Origin of the sequence: Mesorhizobium sp. M0018 (assembly GCF_040323955.1) — a bacterium.
In the GTDB taxonomy this organism is placed as follows: Bacteria; Pseudomonadota; Alphaproteobacteria; order Rhizobiales; family Rhizobiaceae; genus Mesorhizobium.
On record NZ_JAMYVL010000005.1, the window covers coordinates 79,171 to 93,585 of the forward strand.

Below are 14,415 nucleotides of genomic sequence, written 5' to 3' on the forward strand. Positions count from 1 at the left end.
TGTTCGGATCAGGACCATGCGCCAGGCATCAGCGCATGACCCCGAAAAGTTGCAGACTTTTCGGATCAGGATCATGTGCCGAGCAAGAGCCGAAGGCATGAGCGTCAACCGCGCCCAGCGCGTCGACCTCGAAGTCGTCGCCGATCTCATCCCGCCGCAGTCGCGGGTGCTGGACGTCGGTTCCGGCGACGGCCTGCTGCTCGAATTGCTGCAGGAGACCAAGAAGGTCGACGGTCGCGGGCTGGAACTGTCGCAGCGCGGCGTCAACGAATGCGTGGCGCGCGGCCTGTCGGTTATTCAAGGCGATGCCGACAAGGATCTCCAATTCTATCCCGACAAGGGTTTCGACTTCGTCGTTCTGTCGCAGACCTTGCAGGCGACCCGCAATCCGAAGCTGGTGCTCGACGAACTGCTCCGGATCGGCAACCGCGCCATCGTCTCATTCCCGAATTTCGGCCACTGGCGGGTGCGCCTTTCGCTGCTCTTCAACGGCCGCATGCCGGTGACCAAGGACCTGCCCTATTCCTGGTACGACACGCCCAACATCCATTTCTGCACCATTCGCGACTTCGTCAATCTGTGCGACGAGCTTGGCGCGACGGTGGAAAAGGCAACCGCGCTCGACGCCAACGGCCAGCGGATCGGCTTCTCCATGCCTTGGTGGTTCTGGAACTTTTTCGGCCAGCAAGCGATATTCCTGCTGAAACGATAGGTTTGACAGGCAGAAGCAACGAACCTCAGACCTGCGCAAGAAACCATATTTTCAATTTTCAATCCAATGAAGTTGCCCGGCATTCTTTGTTGCTTTAACAGGTCTCAAACGGGTTGGTTTGGGGGAAGCAATGAAGACGTTAGTATTAGCAACAGCTTTGATGTCGGCCACTTTGATTTCCGGATGCACGACGTCGAAGACCGATTTCCAGAATGGACAAGTCGCGTTGAGCGGCAGCCCGGCGCTGAAACGGCAGGCGATCCAGCGGTGCATGACCAAATTCAAGATGCGGTTCGGCAAGGTTGAAAGGGCAAACCTCGCCGCGCTCATGAACGTCCCGGATGCCGGATTGGAACACACGTTCTGCACGCGATTGATGAACGGCTTCGCGAACGGGAGGATCAACTACTCGGATTACCTGGCTGCATTGTCGCATGGCGACATGTCCAACGCGATCAAGGTGCTGCAGGGGCGGTGAAGCTGCCGATGCAGACGCGATCCAAATTCGGTGCCGCCAGATAGATGGCGGCACCATAGACGCCGGTTGTACCCGATCATTCCCTCTATTCAAGCACGTCCGTGGCCTTGTGCGGGTGCTGGACGCCATCAACGAAGACCACGTCGGACCGGGAATTGCCGGTACGCAGCGGCAATATCTCCTGATAGGCGGGCGAGTCGTACCATGCACGTGCCTGCTGCCGGTTGGGAAACTCGATGACTATGAGATAGCCCGGCCAGGTGTTTTCAACGACTTCCACCTCGCCTCCGTGCACCACGAAGCGGCCGCCAAACGGTTCCAGCGTGGCATCGATCTTGTGCAGGTACTCGACGATCTGCGGTCCCGGCGTGACCTGGCGCATATGGGCGACGGCGTAGGCGGTCATGGCGTAACTCCTTGTGGTCGAAGGCCGGACAACCGGCTTGATGGGAGCAGTTTGCCGAGACGTCGCGCACAGGTCGATTACCCCCGAGGTAATGACACTGAATACAAAACCGACGCGCCGCTGCCGTCAGCTGAAAGATATTTCCGCCTGGCACCGATGATTTCCACCCACCTGCGCTGTCCTTATCGATGAGCGCGCCTGGATGGTCCGGCGGCCGGGAATAGAGAGGTGATCCATGGGATCGTTGCAAAATCAGAATGTCGTCGTCGTCGGAGGCAGCCGTGGTGTCGGCCGCTCCATCGCGGAGGCCGCCCTCAAGGAGAAAGCGACGGTGCTGGCCGTCGCCCGCGGAAAACAGGCCCTGGCGCAATTTGCCTGGGAGGTCTCGGGCGTGAAGACGCTCGCGGCCGATGCTACGATGGACTCCGCCCCGGATAAGGTCTTCGCCGCGCTTGAGCCGGACGTACTGGTGATCTGCGCAGGTGCGCTGGCGCCTTCTGCGCCGGTGCATGAACAGAACTGGAAGGCGTTCTCGGCAAATTGGGACACGGACGTCAAGGCGTCGTTCCTGTTTTGCCGGGCCGCTCTGCGGCGTCCGCTCAAGCCGGGGACCCGGATCGTTCTGATCTCCAGCGGCGCGGCCTTGACCGGCGGACCACCGAACGCCGGCGGCTATGCTGGCGCAAAACGCATGCAGATGTTCCTGGCCGGTCATAGCCAGAAGGAGGCCGACCGGCTTGGCCTCGGCCTGCGCTTCATGGCGCTCGCGCCGATGCGCATCATGCCGGAAACCGGCGTGGGCAAGGCCGGCGTCGACAGCATAGCGGCCTATATGGGCATCCAGCCGGCGGACTTCATCGCCGCCATGACCGACATGCAAACGCCGGCCGATGTCGGACGGGCGGTGGTCGCACTCGCCACCGGCCGGCCGCAAGGCAGTTCCTTCATGGTGAGCGGTAGCGGGCTTGCCCCGGCCGCCTGAGGGGCGCGTAATGCAACGCTCGCTCGTAACCGCAGAAGCCACATGACAGACGCTCAACCACCTCTGCAACCAGCACGCCAGCCGATCCTCGATCGGCTGGCCTTCGAGAAGGTCACGGCCGCGCATCGCCGCGAGCTCAAGCTGCATTGTTATCGCATGATGGGTTCGCTGCACGAGGCCGACGACCTCGTCCAGGACACGTTGCTTCGCGCCTGGCGCGCAAGATCGGAGTTCGACGGGCGAGGTTCGGTTCGCGGTTGGCTCTACATGATCGCGACCAACGCTTGCCTCAACGCCATCAAGGCGAGGTCGAGGGCGCGTCGCATTCTCCGGGAACCCGGACGGCCGCCCTCGCACGGGGCGGCCATAGGCGGGCCCGTAGCCGACATCGCCTGGCTGGAGCCCTACCCCGACGCCGAGCTTCCAGACGTTGCCGGCAGCGAGCCAGGTCCGGAAGCCCGTTACGAGAGCCGCGAGGCCGTCCAGCTCGCCTTCGTCGCGGCGATCCAGGATCTGCCGCCCAGGCAGCGCGCCGCGCTGCTGCTTGCCGACGTCCTCGGATGGTCGGCTGTCGAGACGGCGCGTTTGCTGGGCGGATCGACGGCTTCGATCAACAGCGCGTTGCAACGGGCCCGCGCAACGCTGGCGGCGCGCTATCCTCAGGGACGGCCGGCCAGCCGATCACGGCCCAGCCCCGAAGAAGGCCTGCTGCTCGAACGCTACATGCAGGCCTGGCAGGCCGCCAATCTCGACAGCTTGATCGAGCTGCTGCGTGAGGACGCCATCTACACCATGCCGCCTTGGCGTGAATGGTATCAAGGCCGCGAAGCGATCCGCGGTTTCTTCGAGACCGTCTGGCCGAGGTTTGGCGGCTTCCGCACGCTGGCCACCCGCGCCAATGCCCAGCCGGCGGTCGGGGTTTATTCCCGCAGCCACGATGGCCCTGAATGGCGGGCCCATTCCCTGCATGTGTTCGACGCAGCCGAGGGCGGGATCGCTTCCTTGACGATCTTCATAGGGCCGCTCGGGCCATCTCTGTTCCCGGCCTTCGGCCTGCCACCAGCCTAGCTTACCCCTGGGCCAGCCTTATCGGTCGAGTTCCGGGAAATAGGGGTCCGAGAAAAACCTTCGGTCGCGCTCACCTTGCAGGCAGTCGATCGGTGCGTCGATGCGGATCGTCCTCGGATCCACCTTGGGATACTCGATGCCGCTGACCTCGAGGATCAGTTTGCGGCGAGTGGCGGTGGCGAATTCGGAAGCGGCATAGATCGGCAGCACGAACGAGCCCGGCCCGCCGGTAACGCATTCGGCATAATACCGGTCGAGATGGCTGAAGGTGGGTGACGGGCTGACCAGGATCGGCAGCCCGTTGATGACGATGCCCTTCGCCAGTGCCGCATCGCGTGCCGTTGTGACCGGCAAGCCGGTGTTGTTTGGGCCGTCCCCCGAGACGTCGATGACGCGGCGTTTGCCGGTGAAGGCCGTGCCGTCGAAAAGCTCGGCGCCGAAAGCCACAGCACCGGAAATCGAGGTGCCGCGAAAGCTCCTGAACGGGCGGGCCGCGATCTTGTCGGCGAAAGCGTTGGCGCTCTCCTTGCTGTCGACGACCTGCCAGGCAATGACCGCATCGTCGCGGATGGTGCCGGCCCATTCGAAATAGGCGATGGCGATGCGGCCGAAGGTGCCGGCGCGCACGGCGTTGATGAAGTCGGGGTGGCGCAGCGCCGCGACATAGCCGGCGCGCTGCAGGGCAAACTCCCTTTCATCCATCGACTGCGAGATGTCGACGGCCAGCACCAGCTCGACATCGACGGCAATTGCATCGGCCGGCGCGGCCGCAGGTGCCGCCGGGGTGCAGGCAAGGCAGGCGAGCAGGGCGAGTGCGTCAAGCATGGCCGATCGGAACGTTCCCATCTGAAACGATCGCGACAGTTTTTCGCCGCGATCGCGGCGAAATAAAGCTTGCCCTCTATTTCTTTCGGCCGGTCGAGGCGATCGCCGGGGGCGGTTCGATGGCACCTGCCCTGATACGGGCCGGCTTGAGTGGCGGTTGGCCGGCATCCTTGACGATGGTCAACGCCCGCCGGAAAAAGCGGGCATTGTGCTGGCCGCGGCCGATATTGAGGATCGCGGCGTCGGGAAGGCGCTTCTCCAGCATCGACAGCACTTGCCTCAGCGTTGGGCCGTCGAACGCGTCCAGCGCCTCGTCGATGATCACCCATTTCGGCCGTCGCAAGGCCAGCCTGGCAAAGGCCAGCAGACGCTGCTCGTCGTCGCTGAGCTCACGCTCCCAGCGCGCCGAGCGATCGAGCGAGGACGACAGGCGTTGCAGCCCGACATCGGCCAGCACCTCCGAGATCTCGGCATCGCTCGCCTCCGCCGCGCCGTCTGAATGGTTGAGCACCTCGCGCAGCTTGCCGAGCGGGAAATAGGGGGTACGCGGAACAAAGATCGGCGCTTCTCCGGCCGGCATGCCGATCCGTCCGCTGCCCCATGGCCACAGACCGGCAATGGCCCGGAAGAACAGCGTCTTGCCGGCGCCCGGATCTCCGGTGATCATGACCCGGTCGCCGGCGCGGATTTCGACATGCGGCTCGGCAAGCTTGGTGCATCCCTCCGGCGAGGCGACCTCGAGTTTCTCGAAGGTCAGGCTGCCGTCCGGGTTTTCGCCGAACGAAATGCGCCTTTCCGTATGGTGCAGCGCGTCGGTGTCGGCAAGCGCGATGCGGAAGTCGGCGACCCGCATCAGCGTAGCGCGCCAATCGGCGATGCCGCCGATATTGTTGATGAACCAGCGCAGCGACGAATGGACCTGGTTGAAAGCGCCGACTGCCATCATCAAGCCGCCAAAGCTGATATCGCCGGCGAAATAGACCGGTGAGGCGACCAGGATCGGCGCGACGACAGTGATCCAGCCATAGGTGTCGGTAACCCAGGAAAGATTGATCTGGGCGCTGTAGATGCGCCGCATGGCGCCCAGCACCATGCCGAGATCGAATTCGAGCCGGCGCCTGGCATCGGACTCGCCATGCGCGAGCGCGATGGCATCGACATTCTCGTTGACGCGAACCACCGAGGAGCGCAGCTCCGCTTCACGCGTATAGCGATCGTTGTTGAAGCGGATCAACGGTCGCCCGACCAGCCAGCTCAACCAGGAGGCGGTGCCGGCATAAAGGATCGCCGCCCAGACCATGTAGCCGGGTATGGCCAGCGAATGGCCGCCTATGTGGAAGACGAAGCCGGAGGACAGCGACCACAGGACCCCAACGAACGAGGCAAGCAGGATGCAGGACTGCAGCAGGCCGATGCCAAGACCGGTGGAAAGATCGGAGAGATGCCCGGCATCCTGCTGCAGGCGCTGGTCGGGATTGACGCCGATGGCGCCGGCATGGGTCAGCCGGAAGGCACGCGCCGGCCGCATCCATTCGTCGATCAGGTCGAGCGTCAGCGCCTCGCGCAGCTTCAGGCGGAGCATCTGGTCGAGCCAGGTCTGGCCGACATTGAGCACCACAAGCCCGCCGGCGATGCCGGCAAAGACCAGAAGCTGATGCAGGAAAGCCGGCATGTCGCGCCGCGCAAGCGCGTCGTAGAAAGGCTGGTTCCAGCGATTGAGCAGAACCTGCCCGATCGAGCTCGCCACGATGACGGCGACGATGCCGATCGCTGCCCAAAGCAATTGTTTTCGCACTGGCGAGCTGGTCAGTGCCAATTTGATTGTTGCCAGCTGCTCACGCAGGCTGCTGGCTTCGATCGACGTGGCAAGCTTCTGGGCGCTGGCCTCGACATCCGGAAGATCAGCCATGAGTGGATCCTTGCATTCGGAAGCGATGCTGAAACCCGGTCATAGAATCGACCGCGTATGCCTTCAATCGGGTAGCCAACCCGTCCGCGACAGACAATGCATGTCGCGCAAAAGTGTGCAGCGGTTTTGCGATAACGACATGCATGAAACAACAACCTAAAGCGCGTCGTACGAGGCCGGTCTAATGCGACGCGCTTTTGGTGAGAAAAAGCCTGCGTCGGATCACGAACGCGTCATCCTGGCGGTGTCGGACGTCCGGCCCGCGACAGCCCGGCCAAGCGTCGGCGCGCCATGCGGCGAGAGAACCGGCACGAAGACGCGGCGGGACGCGCGCTGGGCAACCGGCACGCCTTGATAGAGCCGCTTCTGCGCCTCGACGACGATAACGCCAGAAAAGATTGGCCAGAAGCGCCGGCCGGCGCGTTCCAGCACATTATGGAACTGCATCATGAAACGTCGCGGCGACGGCGGGAAGAACAGCGCATCGGACCACGCCGCCGGCGTGAAATTCGCTTCGCGCAGCAATTCGGTCAGCTGGCCGCGCGAGAACGGCCGGCCATTGCCGAAAGGCGTATGCTCGAAGCGTGCCCAGACGCCGCGCCGGTTGGGCACGACGATGACGACACGGCCGGCCGGCGACAGCACCCGCCAGATCTCGTTCAGCGTCTCGCGTGGGTTCTCGACATGTTCGAGCGAATGGACGAGCAGCATGCGGTCGATGCAGGAATCAACCAGCGGCAGTTCCTCGTCGAAGACCAGGGCGGTCGCCGTCGGCCCGGTCGCCGGCCAGACCACCGCGCCCTGCGTTGCCGGCATGAAGGCAAAGACGCGCTCGGCATCGCTGCCGAAGCGCTCCAGCCACGGCAAGGTGTAGCCGAGGCCGACCAGCCGCTCGTTGGGCACGACGGCCCATATCGAGGACAGCGCCATGGTGATCGAGCGTTCGGCCAGGCGGCCGAGCGTGGTCGAATAAAACGAACGGAGATCGACAATGTCTGAATGCATGCGCGGAACGGTAGCTTCGAAGCAGTCCAAGTTCAACAAAGGCAGATGACATCGGCTGGCAGGCGCCCTATGTCTGCGGCAATAAAGGGAGAGATGCGATGCCGGTCGAGATCGAACAATTCATGTGCCGCAGCGACAATTTCGGCGTGCTGGTGCACGACCCGAAAAGCGGCCAGACGGCGCTCATCGATGCGCCCGAGGAGGCGCCCATCCTGGCGGCGATCAAGCGCACCGGCTGGACCCCGACGATGATCCTGACCACTCACCACCATCTCGACCACGTCGAGGCCAATCTGGCGCTGAAGGAGCGTTTCAAGCTGCGCATTGTCGGGCCGGAAGCCGAAAAGGCGAAGATTCCCGGCATCGACGAAACCGTCGAGCAAGGCTCGGTCGTCCATCTCGGCGACGAGCGGATCGAGGTCATCGCCACGCCCGGCCATACCGCCGGCCATGTCACCTATCATCTGCCGGCGTCGAAAGTAGCATTCGCCGCCGACACGCTGTTTGCGCTCGGCTGTGGGCGGCTGCTCGAATGCAAGCCGCCGGTGATGTACGAATCCCTGAAGAAGCTCGCGGCGCTGCCGGCCGAGACGGTCGTCTATTGCGGCCATGAGTATACGCTGGCCAATGCCCGTTTCGCGCTGACCGTCGACCCGACCAATTCGGCGCTGAAAGAGCGTGCCGCCAAGGTCGAGGCGCTGCGTGCCGACGGCAAGCCGACGCTGCCGACGACGATCGGCGAGGAACTGTCGACCAATCCGTTCCTGCGCTGGCACGATCCGGCGATCCGCAGGCATCTCGGCCTCGAGAACGCCTCCGACGCCGAAGTGTTCGCCGAGACCCGCAAGCGCAAGGACAATTTCTGAGCGGCGCCAGGAGCTAGGGTCATGACCAGTTCCGCCGAAATCATCGCCCTGCTCGGCCTGAAGCCGCATCCGGAAGGCGGCTGGTATGCCGAGACCTTTCGCGACGGCGCGGCAGGCACCCGCGGCCATTCGACGGCGATCTATTTCCTCCTCGAGAAGGACCAATTGTCGGCCTGGCACCGGGTCAAGGACGCGGCCGAGGTCTGGCATTTCTATGACGGTGCGCCGCTGGCGCTGTCGATACACCGAGAAGGCGGTCCCGTCATCGAGCAGATCCTCGGTACGGCGCTTGCCGCGGGCGAGCGGCCGCAGATCGTCGTGCCGGCAGGCTGGTGGCAGTCGGCACGCAGCCTCGGCGAATGGACCCTGGTCGGCTGCACCGTGGCGCCGGGTTTCGATTTCTCCGCCTTCGAACTCGCCGAACCAGGCTGGCTGCCGGGAACGCCCTAGGCACCTAGCCCAGCAGCAAACCCAGCGTGATCGCCAGCTGGCCGGCATAATACAGCGCCCAGACCCCATGGCGCACCCAAATGCGGTGCGCCGAGATGGCGGGCAGCAGGAACTTTTCCGCGGCGTGCAGCCCGTCGGACAGCATGAGCAGGATGACGCCGCCGACGACCCAGACGCTGTTCAGGGTGAGCGCCGCAATGCCCATGCCAAGCTGCGCCGCGGCATGGATGCCAATCGGCAAACGCAAGGCCGGGCCGATGCGGCGCCAGAGCGCGAAAATCATCGCCAGCGCCAACACGGACATCGCCAGGGCAATAATTCCTCGCCACGGTTCGGCCGAGAGCAGCCCGAGGCCGCTGCCGGCGCGCAGGAACAGCACGACGTAAAGCACATGCGCGGCAAGAAAACTGGCCGTGCCGCCAAGAAATGCCTTCTCGCCGTCGCGCGACAGGAAGGCGTCGCCGACGGCACTGAGCGCCAGCGCGGCGACGAGCAGCCATGGGCCGCCCTGCTGCGCGACCAGCACCGCCAGCATCGCCACCGCCAATGTCCTTGCCGCCGACCGCGAAAGGCGCGGCGGCATGCCGAGGCTGAACGCGTAAATCACCGCCGCCGCCAGCGAAAACAGCAGCGTCGCATTGGCATTGGCATCGATGCCGCCGGAAAACGGCATCACGCGTTTGCCTCGCTCGCGGCCCTCTTGCGCAGCAACAGCGATTTCGCCGCCAGTGCCGCGCCGCCGGTGATCAGCACGCAGGCGGCGAGGATGCGCCATGACGGCTCGGCGAAGCCGGCTGATATCAGCACCAGCGTCGACAGCAGCGGTGCGGCATAGCTCGCCGCCCCCAGCACCTGGATGTTGCCGCGCTTGACGCCGATGTCCCAGGCATAGAACGCCGCCCCCACCGGCATCAGACCGAGGCCGAGCACGGCCAGCCACTGGCCGGCGCCGTTGGGCAGCACCGTTTCTTCCAGCAACAGATGGCAGACCAGCGAAAGTGCCGCGGTGGCGGCGCAGAACCAGGTGACGATGCTGGTCGGCACCGACGGGAAGCGTCGCGACAACAGCGAATAGGACGACCACAGCACCGCGCAGACGCCGGCCATTGCATAGCCGAAGGCATAACGCGCATCGAAGGCAAGCCCGCCGCCCTTGGTGACGATCAGGACCGTGCCGGCAAGGCCGAGCAGCGCGCCGGCGACGTGGTTCCAGGCCAGCCGCTCGCCCGGCATCAGCGCCGACCCCAGCACGATCAGCAGCGGCCACAGATAGGCGATCAGGCTGGCCTCGACGGCCGGCGCATTGCGCAGCGCGGTGAAATAGAAGAAGTGGTAGCCGAACAGGCCGGCAATGCCGATCGCCCAAACCTGGCGCGGTATCTTCGCGGCGCCATCAGCTGCCGGCATGAACAGCCGGGCAACCAGCCCGACGCAAGTGCCGATCGTAAAGGTGATTGCCGAAAGCAGGAACGGCGGCACGGCGCCCGAAGCATCCGTAAGCAGCGCCAGCAGCGCCCACATGGCGACCGCGGAGAAGCCGATCAGTGTTGCGCGCGCCATACCGGTCGCCCCCTGCCCATCGTTGGCGGCGCACCGTCACGCCTATTCGTTTGCTTCGAACCGCTCCGCGCTGATCGTCAACGGGCCGATTTGCGTGCTGACCGTGGCGCGGATCGGCGCATATACGCCGCTTTGGCCGACCGGTGCAAACGTCACCATGATGCTGCTGCGTTTCTTCAGGTAGTTTAGCGCCTTGCGGTTCTTGCGGTAACCGGCCACCGGCTCGAAGCCCAGCCTGCAGGTGACCGTATCGCCCTTGTAGCCGGCCACCGAGATCGACCCTTTGGACTCGTAGGTCAGTTTCAGATCGGCACGCATTTCGCCGTCATAGAGCTTCACCGTGCGCCCGCAGACCTGGTCGAGGCTGTCGGCATGGATGACGGTGGCGGCCATCGGATCGAGGACCGATACGAGATGGCTGCCGGCCAGCGGTATCCAATTCTCGGGATTGCGCTTCTTCGGTTCAGGCACGACCTTGGTCGAGGTGACGACGCCGTTGGCAAACTGGATGTCGATCATCGATGCCTTCTTGCCGGACGTGTAGTCGGCGTGGAACGCTTGCGGCTGCAACTGCTTGCCCGAAATCTTGCCCTTCGACGAGATCGTGCCCCGCGTATCGTCGAACAAAGTGGCGAGCCCGGCGGCGGAAACGCTGCCCTCGATCGAATAGGTGTCGCCCTCGTAATGGCTGGAGAATTTCGCCTTGGCCACGGAGAGGCCGAGGAACGACACCGAATACTCGCCCGTGAAGGATTGCGGCTCAGCGGCCGAAGCCGTTGTCGGCGGCGCGACGGCCAACAGCACGACCAGGGCATGGAGGAAAGAACGAGGCATGGGCGGGTCCTTGATTGTCGACCGGAGACGGGCGGCTCCGATCTGGCATGTCCCTGTGCGACCGCTTATAGGCTGAATTCCGGCCTTAATGTGAAGGCGGCGTCGGCAGGGACGGTGGGGCTGGTCGACGGCCAAAATAAAAAACCCGCCTCGACGGGCGGGTCGTTGGAGCCAATTAGCACCATACCGAAATTAGTAGCATAGCTGCCGGCACAAAGCAAGAACAAAATGTGGCCACCTGGAAAATCGCGACAGGTTTGCGCAGCCCCTCATCGCCCTGCCGGGCACTTCTCCCCGTATAGGGACGGGGAGAAGGTCGCCTTGCAAACGGTTTCGCCAATTTGCGGAGTTGCAGAAAGCGCCGAGCCTGCGGCCCAGCCCCTTCTCCCCGTCACTATACGGGGGAAGGTGCCGGCAGGCGATGAGGGGCAGCGCCGGCATCGGGTCATCTTTTGATTGATTCCCTTGGCACTAACCAACCCCAAGCTTGACGCCTCGGCGAAATGCAACTATGGAACGCCAACTTTTTCCATAAGGCCGCCTGACCGAAACCGCGCGCCACCCGGCGCGGGTCGAATGTTTGGCCAGGACCGAGAACCGAAGGTTAGAACCATGTCCCGCACCTGCGAACTCACTGCCAAGGCAGTCATGTCCGGCAACAATGTGAGCCACGCCAACAACAAGACCAAGCGTCGCTTCCTGCCCAATCTCGTCAATGTGACGCTGATCTCGGAAGCGCTGAACCAGAACGTGCGCCTGCGCATTTCGGCCAACGCGCTGCGTTCGGTCGAGCATCGCGGCGGCCTCGACGCCTTCCTGGCCAAGGCCGATGCCAAGGAATTGTCGCAGCGCGCCCGCCTGTTGAAGAAGCAGATCGCCAAGAAGCTCGCCGAGCAGCCGGCCGCCTGAGTTTTTCGGCGGCAGCCGCCTTCCAGGGCGTGGTCCGAACTCCGGATCGCGTTCCGCTGGTTCCATTACCCAGGATAAAAAAATGATTTTCCTCTCGCGGTACCTGCCCTTCGTGGCGGCCATGGCGCTCGTCGTCGTGGCATCGAACATCCTCGTGCAGTTCCCGATGCAAGGCGCAATCGGCGGGCTGTCGCTGGCCGACATCCTGACCTGGGGCGCCTTCACCTATCCGTTCTCCTTCCTGGTCACCGATCTCGCCAACCGCCGCTATGGGCCGGCGGTGGCGCGCAGGATCGTCTTTGTCGGCTTCATGACAGCGGTGATCTGCTCGATCGTCATCCCACCGCTGCTGTTTCGCCACGGCCTGATCGAATTCGAGACCGCCGCCGACCGGCTGGTGCGCATTGCCGCGGCGTCGGGTGCCGCCTTCCTCACCGCACAGTTGCTCGACGTCACCGTGTTCAACCGGCTGCGCCGGCAGAGCTGGTGGCGCGCACCGATCGTCGGCACGCTGGTCGGCTCCGTTTTCGATACGGTGGTGTTTTTCACCGTCGCCTTCGCGGCGGCGTTCGCCTTCGCCGGGCCCAACGACGGCTTTGCGCTGGAAACCGCGCCGCTGATGGGCGTGCTGCCGGTCGAGACGATGCGCTGGGTCTCCTGGGCGCTCGGCGATCTCAGCGTCAAGCTGATCATAGCGGTGGTGGCGCTGATCCCCTACCGGCTGCTTGCCGCCCGCTGGAGCCAGCCGGCACTGGCAGCATGATCCCGAAAAGTGGGAACCGGTTTTCGGACAAGATCATGCTCAAAGACTATCGAGCATGATCCCCTGGCTTCAACTGGACTCGGCAAAAACGCCTGACGGCGGACAGGAACTCCGCCTGAAGCGGCGCAGCGGCGAATTCTCGATCATGCTTGGCGCGAACGAGCTGATGAACAGCCGGCTCAGCGGTTCCGAAGAGGCGCTGGCGAAACTGTCCTGCCAAAGGATTGCCGGCCGCCGGACCCCAAACATCCTGATCGGCGGCCTCGGCATGGGCTTTACCTTGCGCGCGGCGCTGGCCGAGCTTGCCGACGACGCCCAGGTCACCGTTGCCGAACTGGTGCCGGCGGTCGTGATTTGGGCGCGCGGCCCGATGGCCGAGCTGTTCGGCGGCTGCCTTGACGACCCGCGCGTCAGCATTCGTGAGGCCGATGTCGGTCAGCTCATCCGATCGCAAGCTTCGGCCTGGGACGCGATCCTGCTCGATGTCGACAACGGCCCCGAGGGCATCGTCTACAAGGCCAACGATGCGCTCTACAGCGCAGCCGGCCTGATCAGCGCGAGAGCAGCTCTCAAGCCCGGCGGTGTGCTGGCGGTCTGGTCGCAGGGCCCTGACGCAGGTTTCACCCGAAGGCTCAAGCAGGCCGGCTTCACGGTCGAGGAGGTCAAGGTGCGGGCTCACGGCAAACGCGGCGCCCGGCACATCGTCTGGCTCGCGACCAAGGGGCAATAGGCCACCACCTTGCAATCCGGGCGGGCCTTGTGATCGCCGCCCGCCACGCCGACGAACCTCTACTTCCCCTTCTGAAGCTCGGCGGCGAGCGCCTGCAGCAGCCCGCGTGTGCCCTCCTCGCGCCCTTGCGCTGAATCGACGCCATCGAAGAACGCACCCTGTTCGGTATAGGTCAGGCGGGTGCCCTCGCCGGAAGGTGCAAGCTCGACCGTGGTGAGCGACGCCGACAGCGGCTGCGCCCCGACCGCCATCCGGTATGAAAATACGATGCGCCGGTCAGGGACGATGTCCTGGAACTGCGCATCGAGCCTGATCTCCGGGCCGCCCTGGTAGCTGAACCGCGAAACCTCGCTGCCGCCGACACGGAAATCGAAGGTGAATTCGGCGATGGTGAAGCCGTCGCCTTCGACGCGCCAACGCCGCACCGTCGCCTTGTCGGCAAAGGCGAGGAAGACGCGTTCGCGCGATTGCGGGTAGGTCCGCTCGATCGTGAAGCTTGAATGGATGACGGACTGGTCGTTCACGGGGGCAATCTGGTTCATTTCTTTTCGTCCTTTTCCTGGTCGTGGGGTGTTGCGTCCGGTTGGTCAGTCTCCGCCAGGATCTGGCCGAGACGGTCGAGCTGGCGTTCGGCCGGTGTACGGCGGGCGGCGATCCAGTCGGCGAGCGGGGCTAGCCCGCCGGGCTCGATCCGGCAGGTGCGCACGCGTCCGACCTTCTCGCTGCGGATCAGCCCGCACGCTTCCAGCGCCTGGAGATGCTGGAGTACGGCGGCGAAGGTCATGCCGAACGGCTCCGCCAACTGGCTGACGGTGGCCGGCCCGCGGCTCAGCCTTTCCAGGATTGCCCGGCGCGTCGGCTCGGCAAGAGCCCGCAGGATGCTGTCGATCTCGGAATACTTAAGCATGGACTTGAGTA

General features: G+C 64.3%; 18 protein-coding genes. 9 read left to right on the forward strand and 9 right to left on the reverse strand.

Annotated features, from left to right (window positions below; all coding sequences use genetic code 11):
- Positions 1 to 97 precede the first annotated feature (97 nt).
- Positions 98 to 712 (forward strand): methionine biosynthesis protein MetW, encoded by a 615-nt coding sequence (gene metW, locus NKJ81_RS08710; RefSeq protein WP_352540336.1) that lies wholly within the window; start codon positions 98 to 100, stop codon positions 710 to 712.
- 130 nt (positions 713 to 842) lie between these two features.
- Positions 843 to 1,190, forward strand: coding sequence for a hypothetical protein (locus NKJ81_RS08715; RefSeq protein ID WP_352471436.1), 348 nt, complete (start codon positions 843 to 845; stop codon positions 1,188 to 1,190).
- Between the two features lie 85 nt (positions 1,191 to 1,275).
- Here NKJ81_RS08715 and NKJ81_RS08720 read toward each other — a convergent pair whose 3' ends face one another.
- Positions 1,276 to 1,596 (reverse strand): DUF1330 domain-containing protein, encoded by a 321-nt coding sequence (locus tag NKJ81_RS08720; protein WP_352540204.1) that lies wholly within the window; start codon positions 1,594 to 1,596, stop codon positions 1,276 to 1,278.
- 235 nt (positions 1,597 to 1,831) lie between these two features.
- On the opposite strand from NKJ81_RS08720, the gene NKJ81_RS08725 reads away from it, so the two are divergent.
- Positions 1,832 to 2,578, forward strand: coding sequence for an SDR family NAD(P)-dependent oxidoreductase (locus tag NKJ81_RS08725; RefSeq protein ID WP_352540205.1), 747 nt, complete (start codon positions 1,832 to 1,834; stop codon positions 2,576 to 2,578).
- A gap of 42 nt (positions 2,579 to 2,620) precedes the next feature.
- Positions 2,621 to 3,646 (forward strand): RNA polymerase subunit sigma-70, encoded by a 1,026-nt coding sequence (locus NKJ81_RS08730; protein WP_352540206.1) that lies wholly within the window; start codon positions 2,621 to 2,623, stop codon positions 3,644 to 3,646.
- Positions 3,647 to 3,664: 18 nt separating this feature from the next.
- On the opposite strand, the gene NKJ81_RS08735 is transcribed toward NKJ81_RS08730, so the two are convergent.
- From NKJ81_RS08735 to NKJ81_RS08745, 3 genes are all read right to left on the reverse strand, one after another.
- Positions 3,665 to 4,471, reverse strand: a complete 807-nt coding sequence (locus NKJ81_RS08735; RefSeq protein WP_352540207.1) for a DUF1194 domain-containing protein — start codon at positions 4,469 to 4,471, stop codon at positions 3,665 to 3,667.
- Between the two features lie 76 nt (positions 4,472 to 4,547).
- The gene (locus NKJ81_RS08740; protein WP_352540208.1) at positions 4,548 to 6,380 is read right to left on the reverse strand and encodes an ABC transporter ATP-binding protein/permease; all 1,833 of its coding nucleotides are present in this window, start codon (positions 6,378 to 6,380) and stop codon (positions 4,548 to 4,550) included.
- A 222-nt stretch (positions 6,381 to 6,602) separates the two neighbouring features.
- Positions 6,603 to 7,385 carry a class I SAM-dependent methyltransferase gene (locus NKJ81_RS08745; RefSeq protein ID WP_023677904.1) on the reverse strand — a complete coding sequence of 261 codons (783 nt, stop codon included), beginning with the start codon at positions 7,383 to 7,385 and terminating at the stop codon, positions 6,603 to 6,605.
- A gap of 98 nt (positions 7,386 to 7,483) precedes the next feature.
- Between NKJ81_RS08745 and gloB the strand changes: the two genes are divergently transcribed.
- The gene (gene gloB, locus NKJ81_RS08750; RefSeq protein ID WP_352540209.1) at positions 7,484 to 8,251 is read left to right on the forward strand and encodes a hydroxyacylglutathione hydrolase; all 768 of its coding nucleotides are present in this window, start codon (positions 7,484 to 7,486) and stop codon (positions 8,249 to 8,251) included.
- A 21-nt stretch (positions 8,252 to 8,272) separates the two neighbouring features.
- Positions 8,273 to 8,701, forward strand: coding sequence for a cupin domain-containing protein (locus tag NKJ81_RS08755; RefSeq protein ID WP_352540210.1), 429 nt, complete (start codon positions 8,273 to 8,275; stop codon positions 8,699 to 8,701).
- 4 nt (positions 8,702 to 8,705) lie between these two features.
- On the opposite strand, the gene NKJ81_RS08760 is transcribed toward NKJ81_RS08755, so the two are convergent.
- The 3 genes from NKJ81_RS08760 to NKJ81_RS08770 are packed head-to-tail and all read right to left on the reverse strand — an operon-like array spanning position 8,706 to position 11,095.
- Complete coding sequence (locus tag NKJ81_RS08760; RefSeq protein ID WP_352540337.1) at positions 8,706 to 9,374, reverse strand: lysoplasmalogenase family protein; 669 nt, start codon at positions 9,372 to 9,374, stop codon at positions 8,706 to 8,708.
- Positions 9,374 to 10,261, reverse strand: a complete 888-nt coding sequence (yddG, locus tag NKJ81_RS08765) for an aromatic amino acid exporter YddG (protein WP_352540211.1) — start codon at positions 10,259 to 10,261, stop codon at positions 9,374 to 9,376. Before yddG ends, NKJ81_RS08760 begins: the two co-directional genes overlap by 1 nt.
- Before the next feature lie 42 nt (positions 10,262 to 10,303).
- Complete coding sequence (locus NKJ81_RS08770; protein WP_352540212.1) at positions 10,304 to 11,095, reverse strand: DUF3108 domain-containing protein; 792 nt, start codon at positions 11,093 to 11,095, stop codon at positions 10,304 to 10,306.
- Positions 11,096 to 11,707: 612 nt separating this feature from the next.
- Between NKJ81_RS08770 and rpmB the strand changes: the two genes are divergently transcribed.
- The 3 genes from rpmB (at position 11,708) to NKJ81_RS08785 (ending at position 13,497) form a co-directional block, all read left to right on the forward strand.
- Positions 11,708 to 12,004, forward strand: coding sequence for a 50S ribosomal protein L28 (gene rpmB / locus NKJ81_RS08775; protein ID WP_006328411.1), 297 nt, complete (start codon positions 11,708 to 11,710; stop codon positions 12,002 to 12,004).
- 82 nt (positions 12,005 to 12,086) lie between these two features.
- Positions 12,087 to 12,767 carry a queuosine precursor transporter gene (locus tag NKJ81_RS08780; RefSeq protein ID WP_352451206.1) on the forward strand — a complete coding sequence of 227 codons (681 nt, stop codon included), beginning with the start codon at positions 12,087 to 12,089 and terminating at the stop codon, positions 12,765 to 12,767.
- A gap of 55 nt (positions 12,768 to 12,822) precedes the next feature.
- Positions 12,823 to 13,497, forward strand: a complete 675-nt coding sequence (locus NKJ81_RS08785; protein WP_352540213.1) for a polyamine aminopropyltransferase — start codon at positions 12,823 to 12,825, stop codon at positions 13,495 to 13,497.
- A 59-nt stretch (positions 13,498 to 13,556) separates the two neighbouring features.
- Here the strand turns inward: NKJ81_RS08785 and NKJ81_RS08790 are convergent, their stop codons facing one another.
- Together NKJ81_RS08790 and NKJ81_RS08795 are read right to left on the reverse strand one after the other, a co-directional pair.
- A complete protein-coding gene (locus tag NKJ81_RS08790) occupies positions 13,557 to 14,039 on the reverse strand; it encodes an SRPBCC family protein (protein ID WP_352540214.1) in 483 nt (160 codons plus the stop codon).
- Complete coding sequence (locus NKJ81_RS08795; protein WP_352540338.1) at positions 14,036 to 14,404, reverse strand: ArsR/SmtB family transcription factor; 369 nt, start codon at positions 14,402 to 14,404, stop codon at positions 14,036 to 14,038. The genes NKJ81_RS08790 and NKJ81_RS08795 overlap by 4 nt, the downstream gene beginning before the upstream one ends.
- Positions 14,405 to 14,415: the final 11 nt, after the last annotated feature.

Coding starts and splice junctions, on each gene's coding strand:
- gloB (WP_352540209.1), top strand. CDS start 7,484: ATGCCGGTCGAGATCGAACAATTCATGTGCCGCAGCGACAATTTCGGC.
- NKJ81_RS08725 (WP_352540205.1), top strand. CDS start 1,832: ATGGGATCGTTGCAAAATCAGAATGTCGTCGTCGTCGGAGGCAGCCGT.
- NKJ81_RS08745 (WP_023677904.1), bottom strand. CDS start 7,385: ATGCATTCAGACATTGTCGATCTCCGTTCGTTTTATTCGACCACGCTC.
- NKJ81_RS08780 (WP_352451206.1), top strand. CDS start 12,087: ATGATTTTCCTCTCGCGGTACCTGCCCTTCGTGGCGGCCATGGCGCTC.
- NKJ81_RS08730 (WP_352540206.1), top strand. CDS start 2,621: ATGACAGACGCTCAACCACCTCTGCAACCAGCACGCCAGCCGATCCTC.
- NKJ81_RS08795 (WP_352540338.1), bottom strand. CDS start 14,404: ATGCTTAAGTATTCCGAGATCGACAGCATCCTGCGGGCTCTTGCCGAG.
- NKJ81_RS08785 (WP_352540213.1), top strand. CDS start 12,823: ATGATCCCCTGGCTTCAACTGGACTCGGCAAAAACGCCTGACGGCGGA.
- rpmB (WP_006328411.1), top strand. CDS start 11,708: ATGTCCCGCACCTGCGAACTCACTGCCAAGGCAGTCATGTCCGGCAAC.
- NKJ81_RS08770 (WP_352540212.1), bottom strand. CDS start 11,095: ATGCCTCGTTCTTTCCTCCATGCCCTGGTCGTGCTGTTGGCCGTCGCG.
- NKJ81_RS08790 (WP_352540214.1), bottom strand. CDS start 14,039: ATGAACCAGATTGCCCCCGTGAACGACCAGTCCGTCATCCATTCAAGC.
- metW (WP_352540336.1), top strand. CDS start 98: ATGAGCGTCAACCGCGCCCAGCGCGTCGACCTCGAAGTCGTCGCCGAT.
- NKJ81_RS08720 (WP_352540204.1), bottom strand. CDS start 1,596: ATGACCGCCTACGCCGTCGCCCATATGCGCCAGGTCACGCCGGGACCG.
- NKJ81_RS08755 (WP_352540210.1), top strand. CDS start 8,273: ATGACCAGTTCCGCCGAAATCATCGCCCTGCTCGGCCTGAAGCCGCAT.
- yddG (WP_352540211.1), bottom strand. CDS start 10,261: ATGGCGCGCGCAACACTGATCGGCTTCTCCGCGGTCGCCATGTGGGCG.
- NKJ81_RS08715 (WP_352471436.1), top strand. CDS start 843: ATGAAGACGTTAGTATTAGCAACAGCTTTGATGTCGGCCACTTTGATT.
- NKJ81_RS08740 (WP_352540208.1), bottom strand. CDS start 6,380: ATGGCTGATCTTCCGGATGTCGAGGCCAGCGCCCAGAAGCTTGCCACG.
- NKJ81_RS08735 (WP_352540207.1), bottom strand. CDS start 4,471: ATGCTTGACGCACTCGCCCTGCTCGCCTGCCTTGCCTGCACCCCGGCG.
- NKJ81_RS08760 (WP_352540337.1), bottom strand. CDS start 9,374: ATGCCGTTTTCCGGCGGCATCGATGCCAATGCCAATGCGACGCTGCTG.